The sequence below is a fragment of the Finegoldia sp. P3-F-LR genome, assembly GCF_052932165.1.
On sequence record NZ_JBRFJE010000002.1, the window covers coordinates 1 to 22,290 of the forward strand.

Below are 22,290 nucleotides of genomic sequence, written 5' to 3' on the forward strand. Positions count from 1 at the left end.
AGATAAGATTTCTATGAGATTACTTGAAGAAAACAAGATAGATAGGTCAGAGGTGTAAAGATAGTAATATCAAAGCTAACTGATACTAATAAATCGAAAACTTGACTGGAAATATATACTGTTATTGATTGAAATGTAAAAATTGAATAAGTATGGTGATAAAAGCAAGAGGGATACACCTGTACCCATGCCGAACACAGAAGTTAAGCCTCTTAACGCCGATGGTACTACGATGGAAACGTCGTGGGAGAGTAGGTAGTCGCCAAACAATTAAGGTCTAACGTGATTTAATCCATTAGATCTTTTTTATTTTAACCAAAAAGAACCTACGAGCCCACCTGTGGGAGAGCTAGACCTAACAGAAATCTTTGATTTCGTCGTAGGTCTGGTGCAACCAGTTGCCACGAATCCTTGATTCGTAGGAACTGACGGCACGTAGGTAGTCGCCAAACAATTAAGATCTAGTGATGACAATGTCCGCTAGGTCTTTTTTTGTGCGTTCTTTTAGATAGAGTAACTTTGACAATTATTCATAAATTTCGCTGGACAATAGATGCAAGATACACATAGGTTGAGACCATAGCAAACATCTTGCACGAATATCTAGACTACGAAAATAAATAAATTCTAAGCTTGTGAACCTAAAATCGCAAACTCGCTAACGCTCAAACAGTGCGATTTTTTAACGGTTCACTGCACTTGAATTTATGATTATTTTCTCCGTATGATATTCTTAGCTTCGATTGTTTGCTTGAAGCTTTCGTGAATTTGGAGATTGCAGGACAATGACAGAAAATGATTATAAGGTTTCGCTAGACGACGGTTGCAAGATACACATAGGTTGAGACCATAGCAAACATCTCGCACTAATATCTTTGGTTAAAATTTAATGTTCTCACTCGCTCAGCCTCACTTCAGAAATCTTCTTTTAAGAAAATTTAACTGAAGATTTCATCGTTCGAAGCGTCGCTCATAAGAAGCATTAAATTTTATATGTTGATATTCTTAGCTTCGATTGTTTGCTTTAACGTTTCGCAGTGCTGGGGATTGCAAGATGAGGATAGAAAATTGTAAAAAGAATTTCGATAGAGAACAGTTGTAAGACACACGTAGGTCAAAAAATATGTAAACATCTTGCACGAATATCTTGTGGAAAATTTAATGTTCTCACTCGCTCAGCCTCACAGCTAAAATCTTATATTATGAAAATGAATTGAGGTGTAAATAAGAACGCAAGTTTGATATAATAGTATAGTAAATCAATAGTAATTTGAATATATAATAGATCAGAATTAAAGAAAGGAAATGATTATGAAGAGTAATAAATCAAAATCAATTTTAGTTATTGCATTTATTGCGGTAGCTGTTTTGATTATGTTTTTTATAAAGAATAAACCAGTTATGCCAATTAATAATGATAATAGTGCTAAGCAAACTGAGACTGATGGAAATGTTAAAGAAGATAGTAGTTCTAGTAGTGAGAATACAAGTTCATCAAATTTAAATAATTTCAAGGAAGCTTACAAGGAAGTAGACAAGGAAGATGTTTTATTTGCTGGCAAAGATGCTGGTTTTGAAAAGTTTTTATCTTACGATAAGCCTGTTTTTGTAAATTTTACTTGGACTGAATGTGCTCCTTGTAAGGAAATGGCTCCATATATAGACAATACTTTCAATAAGTTCAAGGGGAAAGCCGTTATTAAGGATGTTGAAGTTAATGTAAACAATGATTTTGCATCACAAGCTGGTATTAGAGTTACACCTACACAAATTTTTATTCCTTTAAAAGAAGATTTTAATTTTTCCGATAAGGCTCAAAGCGTGATGGATGAATATTTCCAAGAGGTTACTGTAAATGGTAAAAAAGGATATATTCACGAAGGTTTGTTGAAGGAAAATGAATTAGAAATATTGATTTCGGATATGATCAATGGATAGTTTATTAGATTTTTTATCAAAACTAGTAAAAGATTATGTTTATTTGGCACCAATTATTTCTTTGATTGCGGGGATTTTGACTAGTTTTCTTCCTTGCTCATTGCCGATGATTCCAATTATAATTGGGTATTTGTCGGGGAATAATTACGATAAGAAAAAATCGTTTAAGGTGGCGTTGGTTTTCAGTTTAGGTAGCATTTTAGTTTTCACTATTTTTGGATTGACGGCTGCCTTGGTTGGTAAAATTTTAAATCAATTTAGTAGAGTATTTTATATCATTGTTGGAATACTTTTAATTCTTATGGCGTTTCAAAATTGGCATGTTATCAAGATTATTAGCCTCAATAAATCCAGTAAGATTACAAAGACTGGGCTTTTGGGAGCTTTTATAGCTGGTGTTATTCAAGCGGTGTTTGCATCGCCATGTTCTACACCTGTTTTGGTTTCATTGATGGCTATAGCGGCTAATACTAGAAATATTTTATTTTCTATTATTTTGTTCGTTTTTTATGGTATTGGGAATTGCTTTTTGGTATTTATGTCTGCTTTGTTGATGGGTAAAGTCGAAGAGATTATTCAAAATGATTCATATACTAAGGTTTCTAAAATTATAGAAATAGTTCTTGGTGCAGTATTGATGTTATTTGGATTGTATTTCTTGTACCAAGGTATTTAGGAGGAAATTTATTGGAAAAAGATGTATTAGAATCTAAAAAATTACAAGATTTAAAGATTATTGCTAAAGCTGTAGGTGTTGCAGGTATTAGTAAATATAATAAGCAAGATTTGATAAAAGAGATTATTAGTCAAGTTAATATTAATGAGAGAAATAACTCTGAGGAAGATTACGAAGATTCTTCTTCTAATGAAGAAAAAGATTTGAAGGATCCTTTGAAAGTGGAAGGAATATTGGATTTACACGAAAACGGATATGGATTTTTGAGATCGGAAGGATATGATTCAGGAGATGATGATATTTACGTACCTCCTGTTCAAGTTAGAAGATTTAAACTAAAGACAGGGGATTTTGTAGAGGGATTATCTCGTGAGAAAAAGGATAAAGAAAAATTCAATGCTTTGATTTATGTGAATCGTGTAAATGGAGATACTGTTGAAAATCTTAGAAATAGACCTGATTTTGAGAATTTGACTCCGATTTATCCAAGAGAAAGATTGACTTTAGAAAGAGATTCAAAGAATGTTTCAATGAGAATTATGGATTTGATAAGTCCCGTTGGAAAAGGTCAAAGAGGTTTGATTGTGGCATCACCTAAAACAGGTAAGACGACTTTGCTAAAAAACATAGCAAACTCTATAAGAAAAAATTATCCGGAAATTCATGTTATTGTTTTGTTAATTGATGAAAGGCCGGAAGAAGTTACAGATATGAAGCGTTCTGTTTTGGGAGCAGATGTCGTAGCATCTACTTTTGATGAGATGCCTCAAAATCATATTAGGGTTGCTGAAATCGTGATAGAGAGGGCCAAGAGGCTTGTAGAACACAAAAAAGATGTCGTAATATTGGTCGATTCAATTACTAGATTATCTCGTGCATATAATGTTACTAGTCCTTATTCAGGTAAGACTTTGTCCGGCGGACTTGATCCTTTAGCATTGAATGGTCCTAAAAGATTTTTTGGTGCGGCAAGAAATATAGAAGAAGGCGGTTCATTGACTATATTGGCGACGGCTTTGATTGAAACAGGATCCAGAATGGATGATGTTATTTTCGAAGAATTCAAGGGAACTGGAAATATGGAAATCAAATTAGATAGGAGCCTGTCGGAACAAAGAGTGTTCCCTGCAATTGATTTGAACAAATCCGGAACTAGGAAAGATGAATTACTTCTTACAAAAGAAGAATTATCAGCAATTAATAAAATAAGAAAACAATTGAATTCACAAGAAAACAAAAATATTGCAGACCAAATTATAAAAATGATTAAAAACACAAAATCAAACCAAGAATTTGTAAAATCAATAAATAATTTGCAAAGTTTGTAAATAAATTTATACTGAAATATTCAAATTTTGTAGACAAGTTCATACTCATGTGTTATAATAGGTAAGTCGAAAATAATTTTGAGAAAAACGAGGTGATAATATGAAAAAAGATTTACATCCAGAATACCACGAAGCTACAGTAACTTGCGCTTCTTGTGGCAATACTTTTAAAGTAGGATCTACTAAAGAAAACATAAACGTCGAAGTTTGTAGTCAATGTCACCCATTTTATACAGGACGTCAAAGATTTGTAGAACATGGTGGTAGAGTAGAAAAATTCAAGAAAAAATACAACATGGATTAGCATTTTTGCCAGTACCTTTTAGGTGCTGGTATTTTTGTGTTAAAAAATAGATAATGAATAATGAAAAGGTAAATTGACATGAAGAAAACTACAATTGGTGGACAAGCTTTAATCGAAGGAATTTTGATGAGAGGCCCTTCAAAGTACTCCATAGCGGTCAGGAAGCCTGATCAAGAAATTGATTTGGTTGTAAAAGACTTAGAAAACAATAAAATAAATTTGATGAAGATTCCTTTTATAAGAGGAGTTGTTAGTTTGTTTGATTCGATGAAGTTGGGAATGGATGCTTTGATGTATTCTGCAAGTTTTTATGAAGACGATAGCGAAAACTTCTTCGACAAACATTTCAAAAACAATGCCAGAAAAGTAGAAAATGTGTTCTCTATAATCGCATCAGTGGTATTGGCGTTATTGTTTTTCTTCTTCATTCCAACTTTTCTTACATCATTTGTTAAGCTTAATGATTCATCTTTTAGTTTCAATTTAATCGAAGGATTGATACGAATTATAATATTTTTCACATATCTTTTTATAGTTTCACATTCAAAAGATATGAAAAGAGTGTTTGAATATCATGGTGCTGAACACAAAAGTATTTATTGTTATGAACAAGGGCTGGATTTGACGGTTGAAAATGTTAGAAAACAAAGCAGACTTCATCCAAGATGTGGTACTAGTTTTTTGTTTACTGTTATGATAATTTCCATTTTGGTGTTGGGCTTAGTTGGATGGCCAAATCCATTGCTGAGAATGTTGTATCGTATAATATTACTTCCAGTGATTGTGTCAATCTCTTATGAAATTAATAGATTAATCGGCAAATACGATAATACAATAACGACATTACTTGTGAAGCCAGGATTATGGGTTCAAAAGTTTTTTACAGTGAGAGAACCTGATGACAAGATGATAGAAGTTGCTATACTGGCACTTAAAAGTGTAATTCCAGAAAAAGAAGATGAAGATTTATGGTAATAAATGATATTTATAATTTGTTCGACAAATCCGATTGTTTGATGATTTTGGAAAAATTATACAACTATAGTTTCTCTGATTCTATTATTCATTCGAATGATGAGATAAGTGATGATGATGAGAAAACAATATTAGAATATAAAAAACTTTACGATGAAGATATTCCGATCGAATATATACTTGGATTTAAATACTTTTACAATAGAAAGTTTTATACGGATCCTAATGTTTTGATTCCTAGATTTGATACTGAAATTTTGGTGGATGAAATAATCAAGACTAATCGTAAGTTTGACAATATACTTGAAATCGGAATTGGATCGGGGATAATATCAATCACTTTGAATTTGGAATTGGATTCAAAAGTTCTGGGAGTAGATATAAACGAGAAAGCTATTGAACTTTCCAAGAAAAATGCAGAGAGTTTAAATGCTACTAACGTTGAATTTATTTATTCTGATTTGTATGAGAATGTGAATTCTAAGTATGATTTGATAGTTTCCAATCCACCTTATATAGACAAAAAAGATTTCAGTTCACTTGAAACAAAGATATTAAAAGAACCACGTTCTGCACTTTTTGGTGGAGATGATGGACTTTATTTTTATAGAAAGATAATAAATCAAGCTAGTGATTATTTGAATGAAGATGGTATGCTTGCTTTTGAAATAGGATATAATCAAAGAGAGAGTATATTTGAAATTTTAGATGAAAATGGATTCAAAAATCACTACTGCATAAAAGACTTTAACGGTTTTGATAGAGTAATAATTGCGAGGAGGTAATTATGTTTGAAAATTTAGATAGTGTTGTAGATAAGTTCAAAGACTTAGAAGTAAAAGTCGCAGATCCTGAAGTTATCGCTGACATGGAAAATTGGACGAAATTAATGAAAGAGCACGCTGATTTAGAACCAGTTGTTAATAAATATTTGGCATACAAAGATAATTTGAAGAATTTAGAAGAAGACAAGGAGATGTTGGGGACTACTGGAGATAGTGAAATGGAAGAACTATTGAAAGACGAAATCTCAACATTGGAAGAACAAATCGAAAAAGATCAAGAGGATTTGAAGATTTTATTGTTGCCAAAAGATCCAAACGATGAAAAGAACGTGTTTATCGAAATAAGAGCAGGTGCTGGTGGAGATGAAGCAGGTTTATTTGCTGGTGAACTTTTGAGAATGTATCAAATGTATTCCGATAAAAAACACTGGACAACTGAAATAATGGATATTCAACAACAAGGCGTTGGTGGAATCAAAGAAGTTGTAATGATGGTAAAAGGTAAAGGCGCTTATTCTAGATTTAAATACGAATCTGGAGTTCACAGAGTACAAAGAGTTCCTCAAACTGAAAGTTCGGGAAGAATTCACACTTCTACCGCAACAGTTGCAGTGTTACCAGAAGCAGAAGATGTCGATGTTAAAATCGAACAAAAAGATTTGAGAATTGACGTGTTCAGAGCGAGCGGTAACGGTGGACAATGCGTAAATACTACTGACTCTGCTGTTAGAATCACACACATTCCAACAGGACTTGTTGTAACATGTCAAGATGAAAAATCACAAATCAAGAACAAAGACAAAGCTATGAAAGTTTTGAAATCTAGATTGTACGATTTGATGGAAGAAGAAAAGAATAAAGACAGAGCAGATGCTCGTAAATCCCAAGTTGGTACTGGAGATCGTTCTGAAAGAATTAGGACTTACAACTTCCCACAAGGAAGAATTACTGACCACAGAATCAACAAAACAATATTCCAATTACAAAATTTCTTAGATGGAGATATAGAAGAAATGATTGATGATTTGACAAGCTATGATCAAGCTGAAAAATTAAAAATGATGAATTAAAAATTAACTCGAGTTTAAACGCTCGAGTTTTTTATATTATAGCAAGTAATGATATAATTAGATATATATTTAAATTTAGGAGATAAAAATGAATAGCGAATTAATTTATGAATATTTGGATAAAATTGGAAGAGATGGTTACAAGTTGGGACTTGATAGAATGCAAAAAACTTTGAAAATTCTAGGTAATCCCGAAAAAAGTTTTAAAATAATCCACGTTGCAGGAACTAACGGTAAAGGTTCCACATCAACTTTTATATATCAAACACTAAAAGAACATGGTTATAAAACTGGACTTTTTACATCACCTCACATTATTAATTTTTACGATAGAATAAAAATCGACAAAGAAATTTCAGAAGAAGATTTTATGAGAATTTTCGAAATTATCAAGGATACTATTGAAGAAAATGATATAAAGGTGTCTACATTTGAATTTATAACTTTGTGCGCGATTTATTATTTTGCAGAACAAAAATGCGAATATGTGGTTCTTGAAGTTGGAATGGGCGGAAGATTGGATGCAACAAATGCTACAGATGAAACATTGTTATCAGTAATTACAAAAATTGGATTGGATCACCAAGAATATTTGGGAAATACTTTGGAAGAAATTGCATATGAAAAAGCTTGTATCATGAAACAAAATGGAAGATGTGTTGTTTACAATCAACAAGAAAGTGTATTGGATGTATTCAGAGAAGTTGCAGAAGAAAGAGATAACAAACTATACATTTGCGATTTTGATGAGGCGAAAAATATTGAAATCAACGCTACACATAATTCGTTTGATTGGAAAAATTTGCATATTGAAACTAGATTGGTTGGAAGATATCAATTATTTAACGCACAATTAGCATTGAGTGCTATTGATGTATTAAGAGACGAACTTGATTTGTCTGATGAAGATATCATCAATGGTTTCAAAAACGCATATATTCCTGCCAGATTTGATGTTATTAGACACAACCCAACAGTAATATACGATGGCGGACACAATGCCGATGGGGTTAAAGCTTTGAAATCATCAATAGAATCTGTGTTTGGTGATAAGAAAATCGTATTTGTTTACGGTGTATTAAAAGATAAGGACTATGCTGATGAAATAAAATTGATTCATGAAAATGCCAAAGCATTTGTGACATTTACGCCAGATTCACCAAGAGCATTAAAAGCAGAAGATTTGAAAAAGCAAATCGAAGCCTACAGCGATAATGTTGTCGCAAAATCAAACGTAAATGACGCTGTGGATTATGCAATTGAACATTTCAAAGACGATGTAATTATAATTTTTGGAACGTTGTACAGTGCGGAGCAAGCTTATGAACATTTATAAAAAAGTTTTTGATGGGAAAAATATCGGAGAAATTTTATACGATGAACCAATGAAAAATCACACTACTTTCAAAATTGGAGGTAGTTGTGATGTTATGATATTTCCTCAGACTGAAGAACAAATAATAAATGCCATTCAATTAATAAAACAAAATGACTTTGCTTACAGAATTATAGGTAATGGATCCAATCTGTTAGTTAGCGATGAAGGCTTGAGAGAAGTTGTAATTAAATTGCACGATAATTTCAACGATATGAAAATTGAAGGTGATATTCTAACTGCAAAATCAGGGGCGTTATTGAGCGCTGTCAGTAAATTAGCTATTAATAACTCTTACGCTGGTTTTGAAGCTGTTAGCGGCATACCTGGAGACATTGGAGGGGCTATTACAATGAATGCAGGTGCATATGGAACAGAAATGAAAGATATTGTTCACAGAGTTAAGGTTATTGATACAGATTTGAATGTAAAATATTTTAACTGTGATGAGATGGATTTTTCCTACAGACATTCAAGAGTTCAAGATGAAAAATTAGTCGTTTTGGAAGTTGAATTTTTGCTAAAAAAAGGTGATCAACAAGAAATCCTCAATAATTTTCACGATTACACAGAAAGAAGAACATCAAAGCAACCATTGGAACTTCTTTCATGTGGCTCTGTATTCAAAAGGCCAGAAGGACATTTTGCGGGACAATTGATTGATGAAGCAGGGCTTAGAGGATACAGATACAATGATGCAATGATTAGTGAAAAACACTGTGGATTCATAGTCAATGTTGGAGATGCAAAATGCTCTGACGTTGTAGCGGTTATAGAACATGTGCAAAAAGTTGTATTTGATAAGTTCAATGTGAAGTTAGAACCAGAAGTGAGAATTATCGGTGGAAGATAAAATAAAATTAACCAGAGAATATCACGTGCATTCAGTTTACAGTCGTAACAATCACGGGAAAAGTACAATCGAAGAAATTGTACAAGAAGCGAGAGCAAAAAAGTTGAAGACTATAAGCATAACTGATCACGGTCCTGGACACTTAATGTACGGAATAAAAAGAAAATTAATTCCTGTACAACGTGAAGAAATTGATAGGCTCAAAGAAAAGTACGACGATATTGAAATTCTGATGGGAGTTGAAGCCAACGTAATTGGCTACAACGGAGAGATTGATATTAGAGAAGAAGAGAGAAAGTATTTTGATTTTATCAATCTTGGGTTTCATGATGGAGTTAGATTTGTAGACAAAAAATCTTTTTATAATTATCATGTTTTAAAAAGAATGAGCTGGATGGGACAATCGGTCAGGAAAAAAATGATTGATTTGAATACAAATACAATGGTAAAAGCATTGGAGAACAACGATATTTTTATAATAACTCATCCAGGAGATAAAATAGATGTTGATATCGAAAAAATCGCACAAACATGCGAAAAAACAAACACAGTTATGGAGATTAACAACCATCATCCGCACTTATCTGTAGAAGAAATCAAAATTTCTTCACATTATAATGTTAAATTTAGTTTAGGGAGTGATGCTCATCACAGAAAAAATATTGCAAATGTGAATGACAGCATCAAAAGAGTAATTGAATCAGGGTTGGATATTAGTAGAATTATAAACATCGATTAGGAGATTTCATGGAAGTTGTAATTATTACAGGAATGAGTGGAGCTGGCAAAAGTGCCAGTAGCGATATTTTTGAAGATTTGGGTTATTATACATTGGATAATATGCCGCCATCTCTTTTATTAAGTTTTATCGATTTGACTACAAAAAGCAAGAAAAAAATCAACAAAATAGCTTGCGTAGTAGATATTAGAGGTGGAGAATTCTTCGCTGATTTGATGAAGTCCATGACACTTTTGAAAAATCAAAGTATTGATGTTAAAATTTTGTATTTGGATGCATCAGATGAAATTCTAATCAGAAGATACAAAGAACATAGAAGGCCACATCCGTTGGCAGTCAATGGAAATATTTCAGAAGGCATAGCTAATGAAAGAGAACTTCTAAGTGAAGTCAGAAATTCAGCAGATTCAATCATCAACACTTCTAATTTGACACTGGGAGAATTGAGAAGAAAAATATTATCTGCATTTTCACTTAAAGATGTAGACACTAAACTAGCAATATCTGTAGTATCATTTGGATTTAAGCATGGAATTTTGCTGGATGCAGATTTGATATTTGATGTCAGATTTCTTCCGAATCCCTACTATATAGAAGAATTAAAAAAATCTTCTGGACTAAATACAGATATAAAAGAGTATGTATTTGGATTTGAAGAAGCAAATGAATTCTTGGATAAATTGGTGGATATGATGGAATTTTTGATTCCTAAATATTCAAAAGAAGGAAAAACAAACTTGGTTATAGGAATAGGATGCACCGGCGGAAAGCACAGGTCCGTTGCAATAGCACAAGCTTTGACAACAAGGCTTGAGGGAAATGGAGAAAAAGTTTATGTATCCCACAGAGACCAAAAATTTTGGTAAAAAAATAGTAACTATAGGCGGAGGAACAGGCAATTCTATATTGCTAAGAGGCGTCAAAAATTTCACATCAAACATAACGACTATTGTAACTGTAGCTGATGATGGTGGAGGAAGTGGAGTTCTTAGAGAAGATTTGGGAATGTTACCTCCGGGTGATATTAGAAACTGTCTTGTGGCACTTGCTAATACTGAACCTATAATGGAAAAATTAATAAATTATAGATTTTCAAATGGTCAATTAAAAGGTCAGAGCTTAGGGAATTTATTGATAGCTGCGATGAATGATATATGTGGCGATTTCAACGAGGCAATAAAAGAAATAAGTAACGTACTTGCGATTACAGGAAAAGTACTGCCAATGACTTTGGATAATGTCAAATTATTTGCTGAATTAGAAGATGGATCTACTATTGAAGGCGAATCGAATATCACGTTTTTGAATAGAAAAAACGGAGGTAAAATCAAACGAGTATTCACATCACCTAAACTGCTTTTGCCATTAAAAGAATCCATAGATAGCATAATGGATGCAGATATTGTTCTATTAGGACCAGGTTCGTTGTACACATCAATAATTCCCAATCTTTTAGTAACAGATATATCAAAAGCACTAAAAGAAACAAAGGCGGAAGTTGTGTACATATTAAATATCATGACTCAACCTGGAGAAACTAATGGTTACAACGTTACAGATCATGTAGTTGCCATTATTGATCACGCAAATTCAAACATTATCGACAAAATCGTCGTTAATTCCAAGGAAGTAGACAAATACGCGAAATACAGATACAAATCAATTGAAAACTCTACGCCGATTTATATTACAGATGAAGATCGTGAAAATATGGAAAAATTAGGCATAGAAATCATAGAAGCTGATATATGTGATATTAGCTATGATTATATTGTGCATGATTCGAATAAATTGATGAAAACTATATTAGAAAGATATTAGTATGAATACGATTATTGAAAAATTAGACGGACAAAACAAAATACATGCACTTGAAAAAGCTGCAGATTTAATAAAAAATGGAAGTGTAGTTGCATTTCCAACAGAAACAGTATACGGATTAGGAGCAAATGGATTAGATGAAGAAGCTTGCAAAAAAATATTCGATGTCAAGAGAAGAAAAAGAGACAATCCACTAATCTTGCACGTAACTAACGAAGATATGGTGAAGAATTTATCGTCAGAAATCACTGAAGATCAAAAAAAATTGATGGATAATTTGTGGCCAGGTCCATTGACTATAATTTTCAAAAAAAGTGACAAAGTTAATGACGTTGTAAGTTGTGGAGGAAATACAGTTGCAATTAGAAATCCATCGGATGAAATTGCAAGATTTTTGATAGATAAATCTAATTGCCCAATAGCAGCACCGTCTGCGAATAAATCAGGAAGGCCATCACCAACTAACGCACAAGATGTTTACAGCGATATGCAGGGTGAGATTGAAATGATTTTGGATGGAGGAAGTTGTAACATTGGAATTGAATCCACTGTTGTCGATTTGACGGAGAAACCGTACACCATACTTAGACCTGGTTTTTACACAAAAGAAGATTTGGAAGAGTATTTGGATGAGGTAGTTTATGATAAATCTTTAATTGATTCTAACACTATTCCAAAATCCCCAGGGCAAAAATACAAGCACTACGCACCTAAAACAAAACTCATAGTAATCAAAGGAAACATGGATAACATACAAAATTATGTTGATAACTTAGGAATAAATACCGATGAAATTGGATTTATACTCAGTGAAGAAACTGCAACAAATGTAAACTTCAAAAATGTAAAAATTATTTCAAAACGAAATGATTATTTGAATTTTGCGCATAATATTTTCGCTTACCTCAGGGAATTAGACAAATTAAATTACAAATTATTAATTTGCGAAGGGGTAAATGAACAAAAAATGGGTATAAGTATAATGAACAGGCTTAAAAAATCTTGTGCCAATAACATAGAACTAATTTAGTATGTTATAATAAAGAGTATAAAGTTTATTTTATAGGAGGAATTATGAGTAAAGTAACTGTATTTGATCATCCGTTGATTAAACACAAATTAACGATTTTACGTGATAAAAAAACAGGAAGCAATCAATTTAGACAGTTAGTTTCAGAAATAGCAACTTTAATGTGCTATGAAGTTACTAGAGACTTTAAATTAGAAGATTGCGAAGTAGAAACTCCAATAGGAACAACTACCGGTCAAACTCTTAGTGGGAAAAAGTTGGGAGTAGTTCCAATTTTAAGAGCAGGTTTGGGAATGGTTGAAGGATTTTTGAGTGTACTACCAGCAGCAAAAGTTGGACATATAGGATTGTATAGAGATCCTGAAACATTAAAACCTGTTGAATATTATTGTAAATTGCCAAAAGATGTTGAAGAAAGAGATATTATCGTTGTGGATCCAATGCTTGCAACAGGTGGTTCAGCAGAAGCAGCGATTACTTTTTTAAAAGAGCATGGATGTAAGAACATCAAATTGGTTAATATCATAGCGGCTCCAGAAGGAATCAAAATGGTTCAAGAAAAGCATCCAGATGTAGATATATACGTGGCAGGTCTTGATGAAAAATTAAATGAACACGGTTATATCGTACCTGGTTTAGGGGATGCAGGAGACAGATTATTTGGTACTAAATAGCTTTAAGGCTTTTAGTTATATACTTATGGTTTTAGAGTATTTTTCATATTCTAAAACCATCTCTAATTAGGAGGTGAAACAATGTCAGATACTGCTATATCAAAAATTAAAGAAGCTGAAGAGAAGGCTAAGCTTATTGTCGATGAAGCTAATGAAAAAAGAAAAAGCATTTTAGAGGATGCAAAATCAGAAGCTGAACAAAAATACAACGACATTATCAACGAAGCGCAAAAAGTTCGAAATGAAAAACTTGAATCTTCAAAGAATAAAGCAATTGAAGAATCAAAAGATTTGGAACAAAAAGCTAAGATGAATAACGAAGGTATTAAAAACATCGACATTGATACAGTTGAAGGACTTGTAGACAAAATCGTTGAAAGGATAGTGAGTTAATGGCTATTGTAAAAATGAGCAAATTTGATTTGTATTCATTTGATTATGATAGGGAAAAATTACTCGAAGATCTTCAAAAGTTTAATTATGTTCATATTGATGAAAAGAAAGTAGAAGACGAAAATCAAGGTGTAAGGAATTTAGATAATTCTGAACAAATTGTTAGCACTAGTGAAAAGCTTACCAAAGTAAAATGGGCTATAGATTTGCTTGAAAAGTATTCAGAAAAGCACAATAAGATAGACGAATTAAAACAAGGTAAGAAAACATTTAGACTAGATGAGCTTACTAAAAAAGCACTTGATTTTGACTTTGATGAACACTACAAAGAACTTTCATCTTTGGATAAACAACTAACTGAACTTGATCAGAACAATCAAACCTTGAACCAAAAAAAATCTGAATTAACTCCATGGGAGGAGTTAGATTTGGATATTTCAAAGATTGATGATTTTGAAAGGGTTAAGGTAGTTACAGGAACTGTAAGTGATAAATTCATCGATCAGTTGAAATTAAACACAAAAGATATTGAAGATATTTATATCGAAGAAATTTCTCGTAATTCAGGCTTTGTTTACTTGCTGGTTATCTCTAAGGATTATGAAAAAGCACAAGATATTCTAAGAGACAATGGATTTGTCAATATTAATATTAAAGCAAATGGACTTGTAAAAGATGAAATCAGAAATATTGACGAACAAATCATTGCAAATAAAAAGCAATACAAAGAAATAGAAAATCAAATTAAATCAAAAACAGATTTGACTGAACAATTTAAGATTTATCATGATTATCTCGAAAACAACAGCTTAAAAGAAGAAGCTACAAGCAAAATTAAGAGGACAGATAAGATTGATATTATCGAAGGATATGTTCCTACCGACAAGGAAAAAGATTTTGAAAATGTACTACAAAACTCATTGAATAATAAGTATTATTTGGAAATGAATCCAGCAGATAAGAATGATCCAAATGTACCAATTATTTTAAAAAACAGAGGATTTGCAAAAGCTTTTGAAAGTATAACGGGAATGTATTCATTGCCAAAATACAACGAAGTTGATCCAACACCATTATTGGCGCCTTTCTATTGTTTCTTCTCAGGAATGATGATTGGTGATTTGGGATATGGATTGATTGTATTTTTAGCAATAATCGTAGCTCTCAAGATTTTTAATCTTGATGAAAAGAAAAAACAATTCTTGAAATTCTTTATGTTCATATCAATTGCCTCAATGTTCTGGGGATACATTTATGGATCGTTCTTCGGTGGAATTATACCAATGACACCTATCATTGACACAAGCAAAAACGCAATGACTTTAATAGTTTTATGCTTAATCTTTGGTTTTATACATTTATTCTTTGCATTGGGAATCAAGGCTTACATGTTGATCAGAGATCACAAACCTTTAGATGCATTTTACGATGTAGGGCTATGGTATTTAATTATTATTAGTATATTGATATTATTAACTGGTAACCTATTAGGATTACCTGCAATGGCAATGACAGTAGCAAAATGGATTGCAATTGCATCAGCTGTGGGGATAGTTCTAACAGCAGGAAGAGATGCAAAAAGCATTGGTGGTAAGCTTGGCTCAGGATTGTATTCGTTGTACGGAATATCTGGCTGGATTGGAGATTTCGTATCATATATGAGACTAATGGCATTGGGCTTATCAGGAGCATATATTGCTGTAGCAATTAATATGATTGTAAAAATGATGGCTGGATCAAGTATCATAGGATTTATATTTGGACTTATCGTATTCGTGGTATTCCAAGCATTTAACGCATTCCTATCGTACTTGTCGGCATACGTTCACTCTGCTAGATTGATTTTCGTAGAAATGTTCAATAAGTTCTACGAAGGTGGTGGAGTGCCATTCAAGAAACTTATAACAGAATCAGAATATTTTAACATAACAAACAAATAGGAGGATATTATGGAAAAATTCTTTTTAGAAAACGGTGGATTAGTTTTAGGAGTATTATCAGTAGTAATAGCAGTTTTATTCTCAGGTATGGGATCTGCTAAAGGTGTAGGTAGAGCAGGGGAAGCTGCAGCTGGAGTAGTTATTGAAGAACCAGAAAAATTTGGTAAGTCATTAGTACTTCAATTATTACCAGGTACACAAGGTTTGTACGGATTCGTAATTGGTATTTTAATTCTATTCAAACTTGCAGGTGGAAGTATTTCCTTAGCACAAGGATATGTTTATATTGCAGCAGCATTACCAGTAGGAGTTGTAGGATATTTCTCAGCAATTGCTCAAAGTAAAGTAGCAGTTAGTGGTATCAATATCTTAGCAAAGAATGAACCTCAACAAGCAAAAGGTATTATCTATGCAGTAATGGTTGAGTTATATGCCATCTTAGCATTCGCTATTTCATTCTTATTAATGAACCAAATCCAAGCTTAATGGTGATTTAGATGTCTAATTTAGATAATATAATTAATGAAATTCTTGAAGATGCAAAAAAAGAATCTGAACAAATTCTAAATAATGCAAATCAAGAAAAAGAAAAAATCATTGAAACTAAAATAGACCAGGCCAATCAAGAAAAAGATACAATATTAAAAAAAGCAGAATCTGAAGCGAAAGGCGTGTACGATAGACATTTGTCTCAAGTTGGTTTAAAATCAAGAGATAATGCGCTTTTTGCAAAACAAGAAGTAATCGATAGTGTTTTACAAAAAATTAAAGATAAATTAAAGAATATGTCACTTGAAGATTATAAAAAATACCTAACAAATAGTTTATCCAAAATGGATTTGAATAGTGATGATTTGTTAGTATTACAATCTGATAAGTACGACAGTTTGAAGAATGAAAACTTTAATGTAAAAGTATCAGATGAAACAGTTGACAGTGGATTTTGTATTAAAAGAGGTAATGTATTAATCAATAATAATTTTTCTTCACTGGTCGATTCAATGAAAGATGAATTGGAAGTAGAAATTGCAAAAACTCTTTTTAAGAAGTAGGTGATAATATGAAAAAAGAAGATTTCATACATCAATCTGCTATAACTCGTGTTAAAGAAAAGGAATTGTTGAGTAAGAATGATTATGAAAGACTGATAGATGCTAGTAATTTAGAAGAAACTGTAAGATTACTTTCGGATTCAGTGTATCAATCAGAATTTGCAAAGCTTGATAATTATAAGAATTACGATGTTGCTTTGAAAAATGAGTTAAAAAAGACTTATAAATACATGTATGATATGAGTAGTTTCCAATTTCCTGTCGATTTAATGGCATTAAAATACGATTATCATAATTTAAAAGTTTTGATTAAAGAATATCTAAAAGATGAAGATTTTTCTTCAATGTTAAGCGATATAACTAGAATTGAATTCAAGAGCATGAGAGATTCAATAAGAGAAAATACTGAAATTGAAATGGAACATTTTGATAAAGTTATTAAAGAATCAATCGCTGATTACGAAGAAAACAAAGATCCTCAAATGGTAGATATTTATGCTGACAGAGAATATTTTGTGGAAACTTCAGAAATTGCAAAACAAATTGATTCAGATTTGATAAATGAATACGTCGAAGATTTGATAGATTTTACTAATATTAAAACTTTACTTAGAGTTCAAAACCAAAAGAAAAGTTTAGAATTTTTGAAAAAAGTCATTATTCCTAATGGTAGTATTGAATCTGAAAAGTTTGAAAGTGAATTGCATTCTGAAATTACCGAAGATAGTCCATTATTCAAACAAGCTAGAATTTACTACTATGTAAAAGAAGCTATCAGTGAGTATAAGAAATCAAATAGTTTATCTGTCTTTGAAAAAGCAATGGATGATTATTTGATGGAAAAAATCAAAGAAATCAAAAAGGTTACTTATGGACCTGAGGTTTTGTTTGGATATTTATTTGCAAAAGAAACTGAAATTAAGAATCTTAGGATTATTTTTGTAGGAAAGATTAACTCATTGAAACCTGATTATATCAGGAGTAAGTTGAGGTTAAGTTATGCGTAAAAAAGTAGCTGTAGTAGGTGATAGAGATTCTGTGTTGGTCTTCAAAGCTTTGGGAGTAGATGTTTTTGAATCTATTGAAAGCACTGATGCTAGAAAAACAGTTGATAGATTAGCAAAAGAAGACTACGGAGTGATTTTTATTACTGAACAAATAGCAGAAAAAATCAAAGAAACAATAGATAGATATAATGATAAAGTTTCACCAGCTATTATCTTGATACCTTCTAATCAAGGTAGCTTGAACATTGGAATGAACAGAATCAATACTAATGTCGAAAAAGCTGTTGGAGCGAACATTTTGTAAAGGAGAGCTTATATTGAAAGAAGGTAAAGTATTAAAAGTATCCGGACCTTTGGTAGTTGCTGAAGGAATGGAAAACGCAAGCGTATATGACGTTGTTGAGGTTTCAGACGATAAGCTCATTGGAGAGATTATTGAAATGAGAGGCGATAAAGCCTCAATTCAAGTATATGAAGAAACAACAGGAATTGGCCCTGGAGATAAAGTTGTATCTACAGGACATCCACTTTCAATCGAATTGGGACCTGGTATATTAGAGCAAATGTTTGATGGTATTCAAAGACCATTAAAATCTTTGCAAGAAAAAGCTGGAGACTTCTTGTTAAGAGGAGTTAGCGCTCCATCATTAAACAGAGAAAAGAAATGGGAATTCAAACCTGTTAAATCTGTTGGAGATGAAGTTGAACCAGGAGATATTATAGGTGAAGTTCAAGAAACTGAAGTAATTGTTCACAAAATAATGGTTCCAGCTAATGTGTCTGGTAAAATTAAATCAATTGAATCTGGAGAATTTACTGTTGAACAAACAGTTTGCGTTGTTGAAGGTGAATCAAAAGATATTGAAATAAACATGATTCAAAGATGGCCTGTAAGAGATGGTAGACCTTATAAGGAAAAAGAAGATCCAATTAGACCATTGATTACTGGTCAAAGAGTTATTGATACATTCTTCCCAGTTGCAAAAGGTGGTACTGCAGCAATTCCAGGACCTTTCGGTAGTGGTAAAACAGTAGTTCAACACCAATTAGCTAAATGGGCAGACGCTGAAATAGTTGTGTATGTAGGTTGTGGAGAACGTGGTAACGAAATGACAGACGTACTTAACGAATTCCCTGAATTGATTGACCCTAAGACTGGACAATCATTGATGAAGAGAACTGTTTTGATAGCAAATACTTCAAACATGCCAGTAGCAGCCAGAGAAGCAAGTATCTACACTGGAATTACAATTGCTGAATATTACAGAGATATGGGTTATTCAGTAGCAATGATGGCCGACTCAACATCAAGATGGGCGGAAGCTCTTCGTGAAATGAGTGGTAGACTTGAAGAAATGCCTGGTGATGAAGGTTACCCTGCATACTTGGCATCAAGAATTGCGGACTTCTACGAACGTGCTGGTAAAGTAAAATGTTTGGGTAGTGACGGAAGAGATGGATCATTGACAGTTATTGGTGCGGTATCTCCTCCAGGTGGAGATATTTCAGAACCAGTTACACAATCTACACTTAGAATTGTAAAAGTATTCTGGGGATTGGATTACGCATTAAGTTACATGAGACACTTCCCAGCTATTAACTGGATTAACTCTTATTCATTGTATCAAGATAAGATCGACGAATATTTGGATGCAAATGTAGATTCAAAATTCTCGGACTACAGAAAACAAGCAATGAAGTTATTACAAGAAGAATCATCTTTACTAGAAATAGTAAGATTGGTTGGACGTGATTCATTAAGCGATGAAGACCAAATCAAGCTTGAAACTTCAAAATCTTTGAGAGAAGATTTCTTGCAACAAAACGCATTCCACGAAACAGATACATTCTGTTCATTGGACAAACAAGCAAAAATGTTGGATTTAATATTAACATTCCACAAGGAATCTTTGGAAGCTTTGCAAGAAGGAGCTTATGTTTCAGAAATTTCAAAACTTCCTGTAAGAGAAAAAATCACACGTGCAAAAAATATTCCAGAAGACGAATTACAAAGATTTGACGAAATTAAACAAGAAATTAAATCACAAATTACCGATTTAGTTAATGGAGGTGAACGTTAATGATTAAAGATTATAATTCAGTAACAGAAGTAGTCGGACCATTAATGGCGGTAGAAGGTGTAGAAGGCGTAAAATACGACGAACTTGTTGAAATAGAATTACAAAATGGTGAAAAAAGACGTGGTCGTGTTGTAGAAATTGACCACGATGTAGCAATGGTTCAAGTATTCGAAGGTACAAAAGGGATCAACTTACAAGAAACTACAGTAAGATTTTTGGGTAGACCTTTGGAACTTGGAGTATCTGAAGATATGATTGGTAGAGTATTCGATGGTTTAGGTAGACCAATAGATAATGGCCCTAAAATTATTCCAGAAGATAAAGTGGACATCAATGGTTCATCTATCAACCCAGTATCTAGAGATTATCCATCAGAATTTATTGAAACAGGTGTTTCTACAATAGATGGTTTGAATACTCTTGTTAGAGGACAAAAACTTCCTATATTCTCAGGATCAGGTCTTCCTCACAACAAATTGGCAGCTCAAATAGCAAGACAAGCAAAAGTTTTGGGTAAAGATGATAAATTCGCCGTAGTATTCGCTGCGATGGGAATAACATTTGAAGAAGCTCAATATTTCATCGGAGACTTCAATAAAACAGGCGCTATCGACAGAGCAGTATTGTTCATGAACTTAGCAGATGACCCAGCGATTGAAAGACTTTCAACTCCAAAAATGGCACTTACTTGTGCAGAATTCTTGGCTTTTGAAAAAGGAATGCACGTATTAGTAATCATGACAGACATGACAAACTACGCAGAAGCACTACGTGAAGTATCAGCAGCCAGAAAAGAAGTTCCAGGACGTAGAGGATATCCAGGATATTTGTATACTGACCTTGCAACTTTATACGAAAGAGCTGGTAAGATTGTTGGAAGAGAAGGATCTATTACACAAATTCCTATCTTGACAATGCCAGAAGATGATATTACTCACCCAATACCAGACTTGACAGGATACATTACAGAAGGTCAAATCATACTTTCTCGTGAATTATACAAGAAAGGTTATGAACCACCTATCAATGCTATTCCATCACTATCAAGACTTAAGGATAAAGGTATTGGTAAAGGCAAAACAAGAGAAGACCACGCAGATACAATGAACCAAATCTACGCAGGATATGCATCTGGACTTGATGCAAAACAATTATCTGCAATCCTTGGTGAATCTGCGTTAAGTGATGCTGATAAAGCATTTGCTAAATTTGCTGAAAGATTCGAAAGAGAATATGTAGATCAAGGTTATTATACTGATAGATCAATCGAAGAAACTCTTAATATAGGTTGGGATTTATTAAAAGAAATACCACGTACAGAATTGAAGAGAATCAAAGATGAATTAATAGATAAATATCTTGGAAATGGTGAAGGGACTGATGAGTAATGGCAAGACTCAATGTCAATCCTACAAGAATGGCTCTTTCGGAGCTGAAAGCTAGGCTCAAAACATCTTCTAGAGGTCACAAGTTATTAAAAGACAAACAAGATGAACTTATGAGACAATTCATCGAAATGATCAAAGAGAACAAAGCTTTAAGAGAAAAAGTTGAAGCGAAACTTCAAAACTCTTTTAGTGATTTTCTAATGGCAAGTGCAATAATGAGCCCAGAGTTTTTAGATGAAGCGGTATCTTTTCCAAAAACAAAGGTAAATGTTGATATCGAAACTAAAAACGTAATGAGTGTTATTATTCCACAAATGAAATTTACTCGTGAAGGCGAAGCTGATTCTAGTGAGATATATCCTTATGGGTATGCACAAACATCACAAGATTTGGACTTGGCAATTGATTCATTGAATTCAGTAATGGATGAAATGTTAGAATTGGCACAAATCGAAAAAGCCACACAATTAATGGCGGATGAAATTGAACAAACTAGAAGAAGAGTAAACGCTTTGGAATATAGAACAATTCCAGACCTGGAAGAAACAATTAAATATATCAGAGCTAAGCTTGATGAAAATGAACGTGCTAATATTACAAGACTTATGAAAGTCAAAGATATTATCGCAAAGCAAGAAAACGAAGCTTAAATATAAGACTGGGTAAAATAATTTTAGAATTAGATTACTCAGTCTTTTTTGTTTTTTTTTGGATAAATTTTTTTAAAAATTTCGCATAAAATTATGATTAGTTATGTTGATAATATTTATTAGCTATGCTATTATTTTAGTAGTATTAATCTAAGTTTGAAGGATAAATTAAAAAATTTTTATCAGATTTAGTTATTTAATTTTTTGAACT

General features: G+C 32.6%; 23 protein-coding genes and 2 rRNA genes. All 25 read left to right on the top strand.

Annotated elements, in window-relative coordinates:
- Positions 1–109: ribosomal RNA gene (locus ACU68U_RS01045) — 23S ribosomal RNA — on the top strand; the annotation flags it as partial.
- Between the two features lie 42 nt (positions 110–151).
- Positions 152–268: ribosomal RNA gene (gene rrf, locus ACU68U_RS01050) — 5S ribosomal RNA — on the top strand.
- A 1,043-nt stretch (positions 269–1,311) separates the two neighbouring features.
- Positions 1,312–1,938 carry a thioredoxin family protein gene (locus tag ACU68U_RS01055; protein ID WP_446762547.1) on the top strand — a complete coding sequence of 209 codons (627 nt, stop codon included), beginning with the start codon at positions 1,312–1,314 and terminating at the stop codon, positions 1,936–1,938.
- The gene (locus ACU68U_RS01060; RefSeq protein ID WP_094224900.1) at positions 1,931–2,614 is read left to right on the top strand and encodes a cytochrome c biogenesis CcdA family protein; all 684 of its coding nucleotides are present in this window, start codon (positions 1,931–1,933) and stop codon (positions 2,612–2,614) included. The genes ACU68U_RS01055 and ACU68U_RS01060 overlap by 8 nt, the downstream gene beginning before the upstream one ends.
- Before the next feature lie 11 nt (positions 2,615–2,625).
- Positions 2,626–3,942: a transcription termination factor Rho gene (rho, locus tag ACU68U_RS01065; RefSeq protein ID WP_278725576.1), complete on the top strand. Its 1,317-nt coding sequence runs from the start codon at positions 2,626–2,628 to the stop codon at positions 3,940–3,942.
- Between the two features lie 100 nt (positions 3,943–4,042).
- A complete protein-coding gene (rpmE, locus tag ACU68U_RS01070) occupies positions 4,043–4,246 on the top strand; it encodes a 50S ribosomal protein L31 (RefSeq protein ID WP_002836835.1) in 204 nt (67 codons plus the stop codon).
- A gap of 78 nt (positions 4,247–4,324) precedes the next feature.
- Entirely contained in the window at positions 4,325–5,221 is an 897-nt protein-coding gene (locus ACU68U_RS01075; protein ID WP_446762548.1) for a DUF1385 domain-containing protein, read from the top strand.
- Positions 5,215–6,006, top strand: a complete 792-nt coding sequence (gene prmC / locus ACU68U_RS01080; protein WP_446762549.1) for a peptide chain release factor N(5)-glutamine methyltransferase — start codon at positions 5,215–5,217, stop codon at positions 6,004–6,006. The genes ACU68U_RS01075 and prmC overlap by 7 nt, the downstream gene beginning before the upstream one ends.
- Before the next feature lie 2 nt (positions 6,007–6,008).
- Positions 6,009–7,076, top strand: a complete 1,068-nt coding sequence (prfA, locus tag ACU68U_RS01085; RefSeq protein ID WP_446762550.1) for a peptide chain release factor 1 — start codon at positions 6,009–6,011, stop codon at positions 7,074–7,076.
- 88 nt (positions 7,077–7,164) lie between these two features.
- On the top strand, positions 7,165–8,412 hold the full coding sequence (locus ACU68U_RS01090; RefSeq protein WP_156849812.1) for a bifunctional folylpolyglutamate synthase/dihydrofolate synthase: 1,248 nt from the start codon (positions 7,165–7,167) through the stop codon (positions 8,410–8,412).
- Positions 8,399–9,304 (top strand): UDP-N-acetylmuramate dehydrogenase, encoded by a 906-nt coding sequence (gene murB, locus ACU68U_RS01095; RefSeq protein ID WP_446762551.1) that lies wholly within the window; start codon positions 8,399–8,401, stop codon positions 9,302–9,304. The genes ACU68U_RS01090 and murB overlap by 14 nt, the downstream gene beginning before the upstream one ends.
- The gene (locus ACU68U_RS01100; RefSeq protein ID WP_446762552.1) at positions 9,294–10,043 is read left to right on the top strand and encodes a PHP domain-containing protein; all 750 of its coding nucleotides are present in this window, start codon (positions 9,294–9,296) and stop codon (positions 10,041–10,043) included. The genes murB and ACU68U_RS01100 overlap by 11 nt, the downstream gene beginning before the upstream one ends.
- Before the next feature lie 8 nt (positions 10,044–10,051).
- The gene (gene rapZ / locus ACU68U_RS01105) at positions 10,052–10,909 is read left to right on the top strand and encodes an RNase adapter RapZ (protein ID WP_446762553.1); all 858 of its coding nucleotides are present in this window, start codon (positions 10,052–10,054) and stop codon (positions 10,907–10,909) included.
- Entirely contained in the window at positions 10,878–11,864 is a 987-nt protein-coding gene (locus ACU68U_RS01110; RefSeq protein WP_094205956.1) for a gluconeogenesis factor YvcK family protein, read from the top strand. Before rapZ ends, ACU68U_RS01110 begins: the two co-directional genes overlap by 32 nt.
- A gap of 1 nt (position 11,865) precedes the next feature.
- A complete protein-coding gene (locus ACU68U_RS01115; RefSeq protein ID WP_446762554.1) occupies positions 11,866–12,894 on the top strand; it encodes an L-threonylcarbamoyladenylate synthase in 1,029 nt (342 codons plus the stop codon).
- A gap of 44 nt (positions 12,895–12,938) precedes the next feature.
- On the top strand, positions 12,939–13,568 hold the full coding sequence (gene upp / locus ACU68U_RS01120) for a uracil phosphoribosyltransferase (RefSeq protein WP_094207339.1): 630 nt from the start codon (positions 12,939–12,941) through the stop codon (positions 13,566–13,568).
- Positions 13,569–13,649: 81 nt separating this feature from the next.
- Positions 13,650–13,961, top strand: coding sequence for a hypothetical protein (locus tag ACU68U_RS01125; RefSeq protein ID WP_094207338.1), 312 nt, complete (start codon positions 13,650–13,652; stop codon positions 13,959–13,961).
- A complete protein-coding gene (locus ACU68U_RS01130; protein WP_154272816.1) occupies positions 13,961–15,901 on the top strand; it encodes a V-type ATP synthase subunit I in 1,941 nt (646 codons plus the stop codon). Before ACU68U_RS01125 ends, ACU68U_RS01130 begins: the two co-directional genes overlap by 1 nt.
- A gap of 9 nt (positions 15,902–15,910) precedes the next feature.
- Positions 15,911–16,387, top strand: coding sequence for a V-type ATP synthase subunit K (locus tag ACU68U_RS01135; protein ID WP_002836815.1), 477 nt, complete (start codon positions 15,911–15,913; stop codon positions 16,385–16,387).
- 11 nt (positions 16,388–16,398) lie between these two features.
- Positions 16,399–16,953, top strand: coding sequence for a V-type ATP synthase subunit E (locus ACU68U_RS01140; protein ID WP_446762555.1), 555 nt, complete (start codon positions 16,399–16,401; stop codon positions 16,951–16,953).
- A gap of 8 nt (positions 16,954–16,961) precedes the next feature.
- Positions 16,962–17,960 carry a V-type ATP synthase subunit C gene (locus tag ACU68U_RS01145; RefSeq protein ID WP_094207336.1) on the top strand — a complete coding sequence of 333 codons (999 nt, stop codon included), beginning with the start codon at positions 16,962–16,964 and terminating at the stop codon, positions 17,958–17,960.
- Positions 17,953–18,264 carry a V-type ATP synthase subunit F gene (locus ACU68U_RS01150; protein ID WP_002836812.1) on the top strand — a complete coding sequence of 104 codons (312 nt, stop codon included), beginning with the start codon at positions 17,953–17,955 and terminating at the stop codon, positions 18,262–18,264. The genes ACU68U_RS01145 and ACU68U_RS01150 overlap by 8 nt, the downstream gene beginning before the upstream one ends.
- A gap of 13 nt (positions 18,265–18,277) precedes the next feature.
- A complete protein-coding gene (locus ACU68U_RS01155; protein ID WP_446762556.1) occupies positions 18,278–20,041 on the top strand; it encodes a V-type ATP synthase subunit A in 1,764 nt (587 codons plus the stop codon).
- Complete coding sequence (locus ACU68U_RS01160; RefSeq protein ID WP_002837785.1) at positions 20,041–21,429, top strand: V-type ATP synthase subunit B; 1,389 nt, start codon at positions 20,041–20,043, stop codon at positions 21,427–21,429. Before ACU68U_RS01155 ends, ACU68U_RS01160 begins: the two co-directional genes overlap by 1 nt.
- Positions 21,429–22,079 (top strand): V-type ATP synthase subunit D, encoded by a 651-nt coding sequence (locus tag ACU68U_RS01165; protein WP_002836809.1) that lies wholly within the window; start codon positions 21,429–21,431, stop codon positions 22,077–22,079. The genes ACU68U_RS01160 and ACU68U_RS01165 overlap by 1 nt, the downstream gene beginning before the upstream one ends.
- The last annotated feature ends 211 nt before the right edge of the window (positions 22,080–22,290 follow it).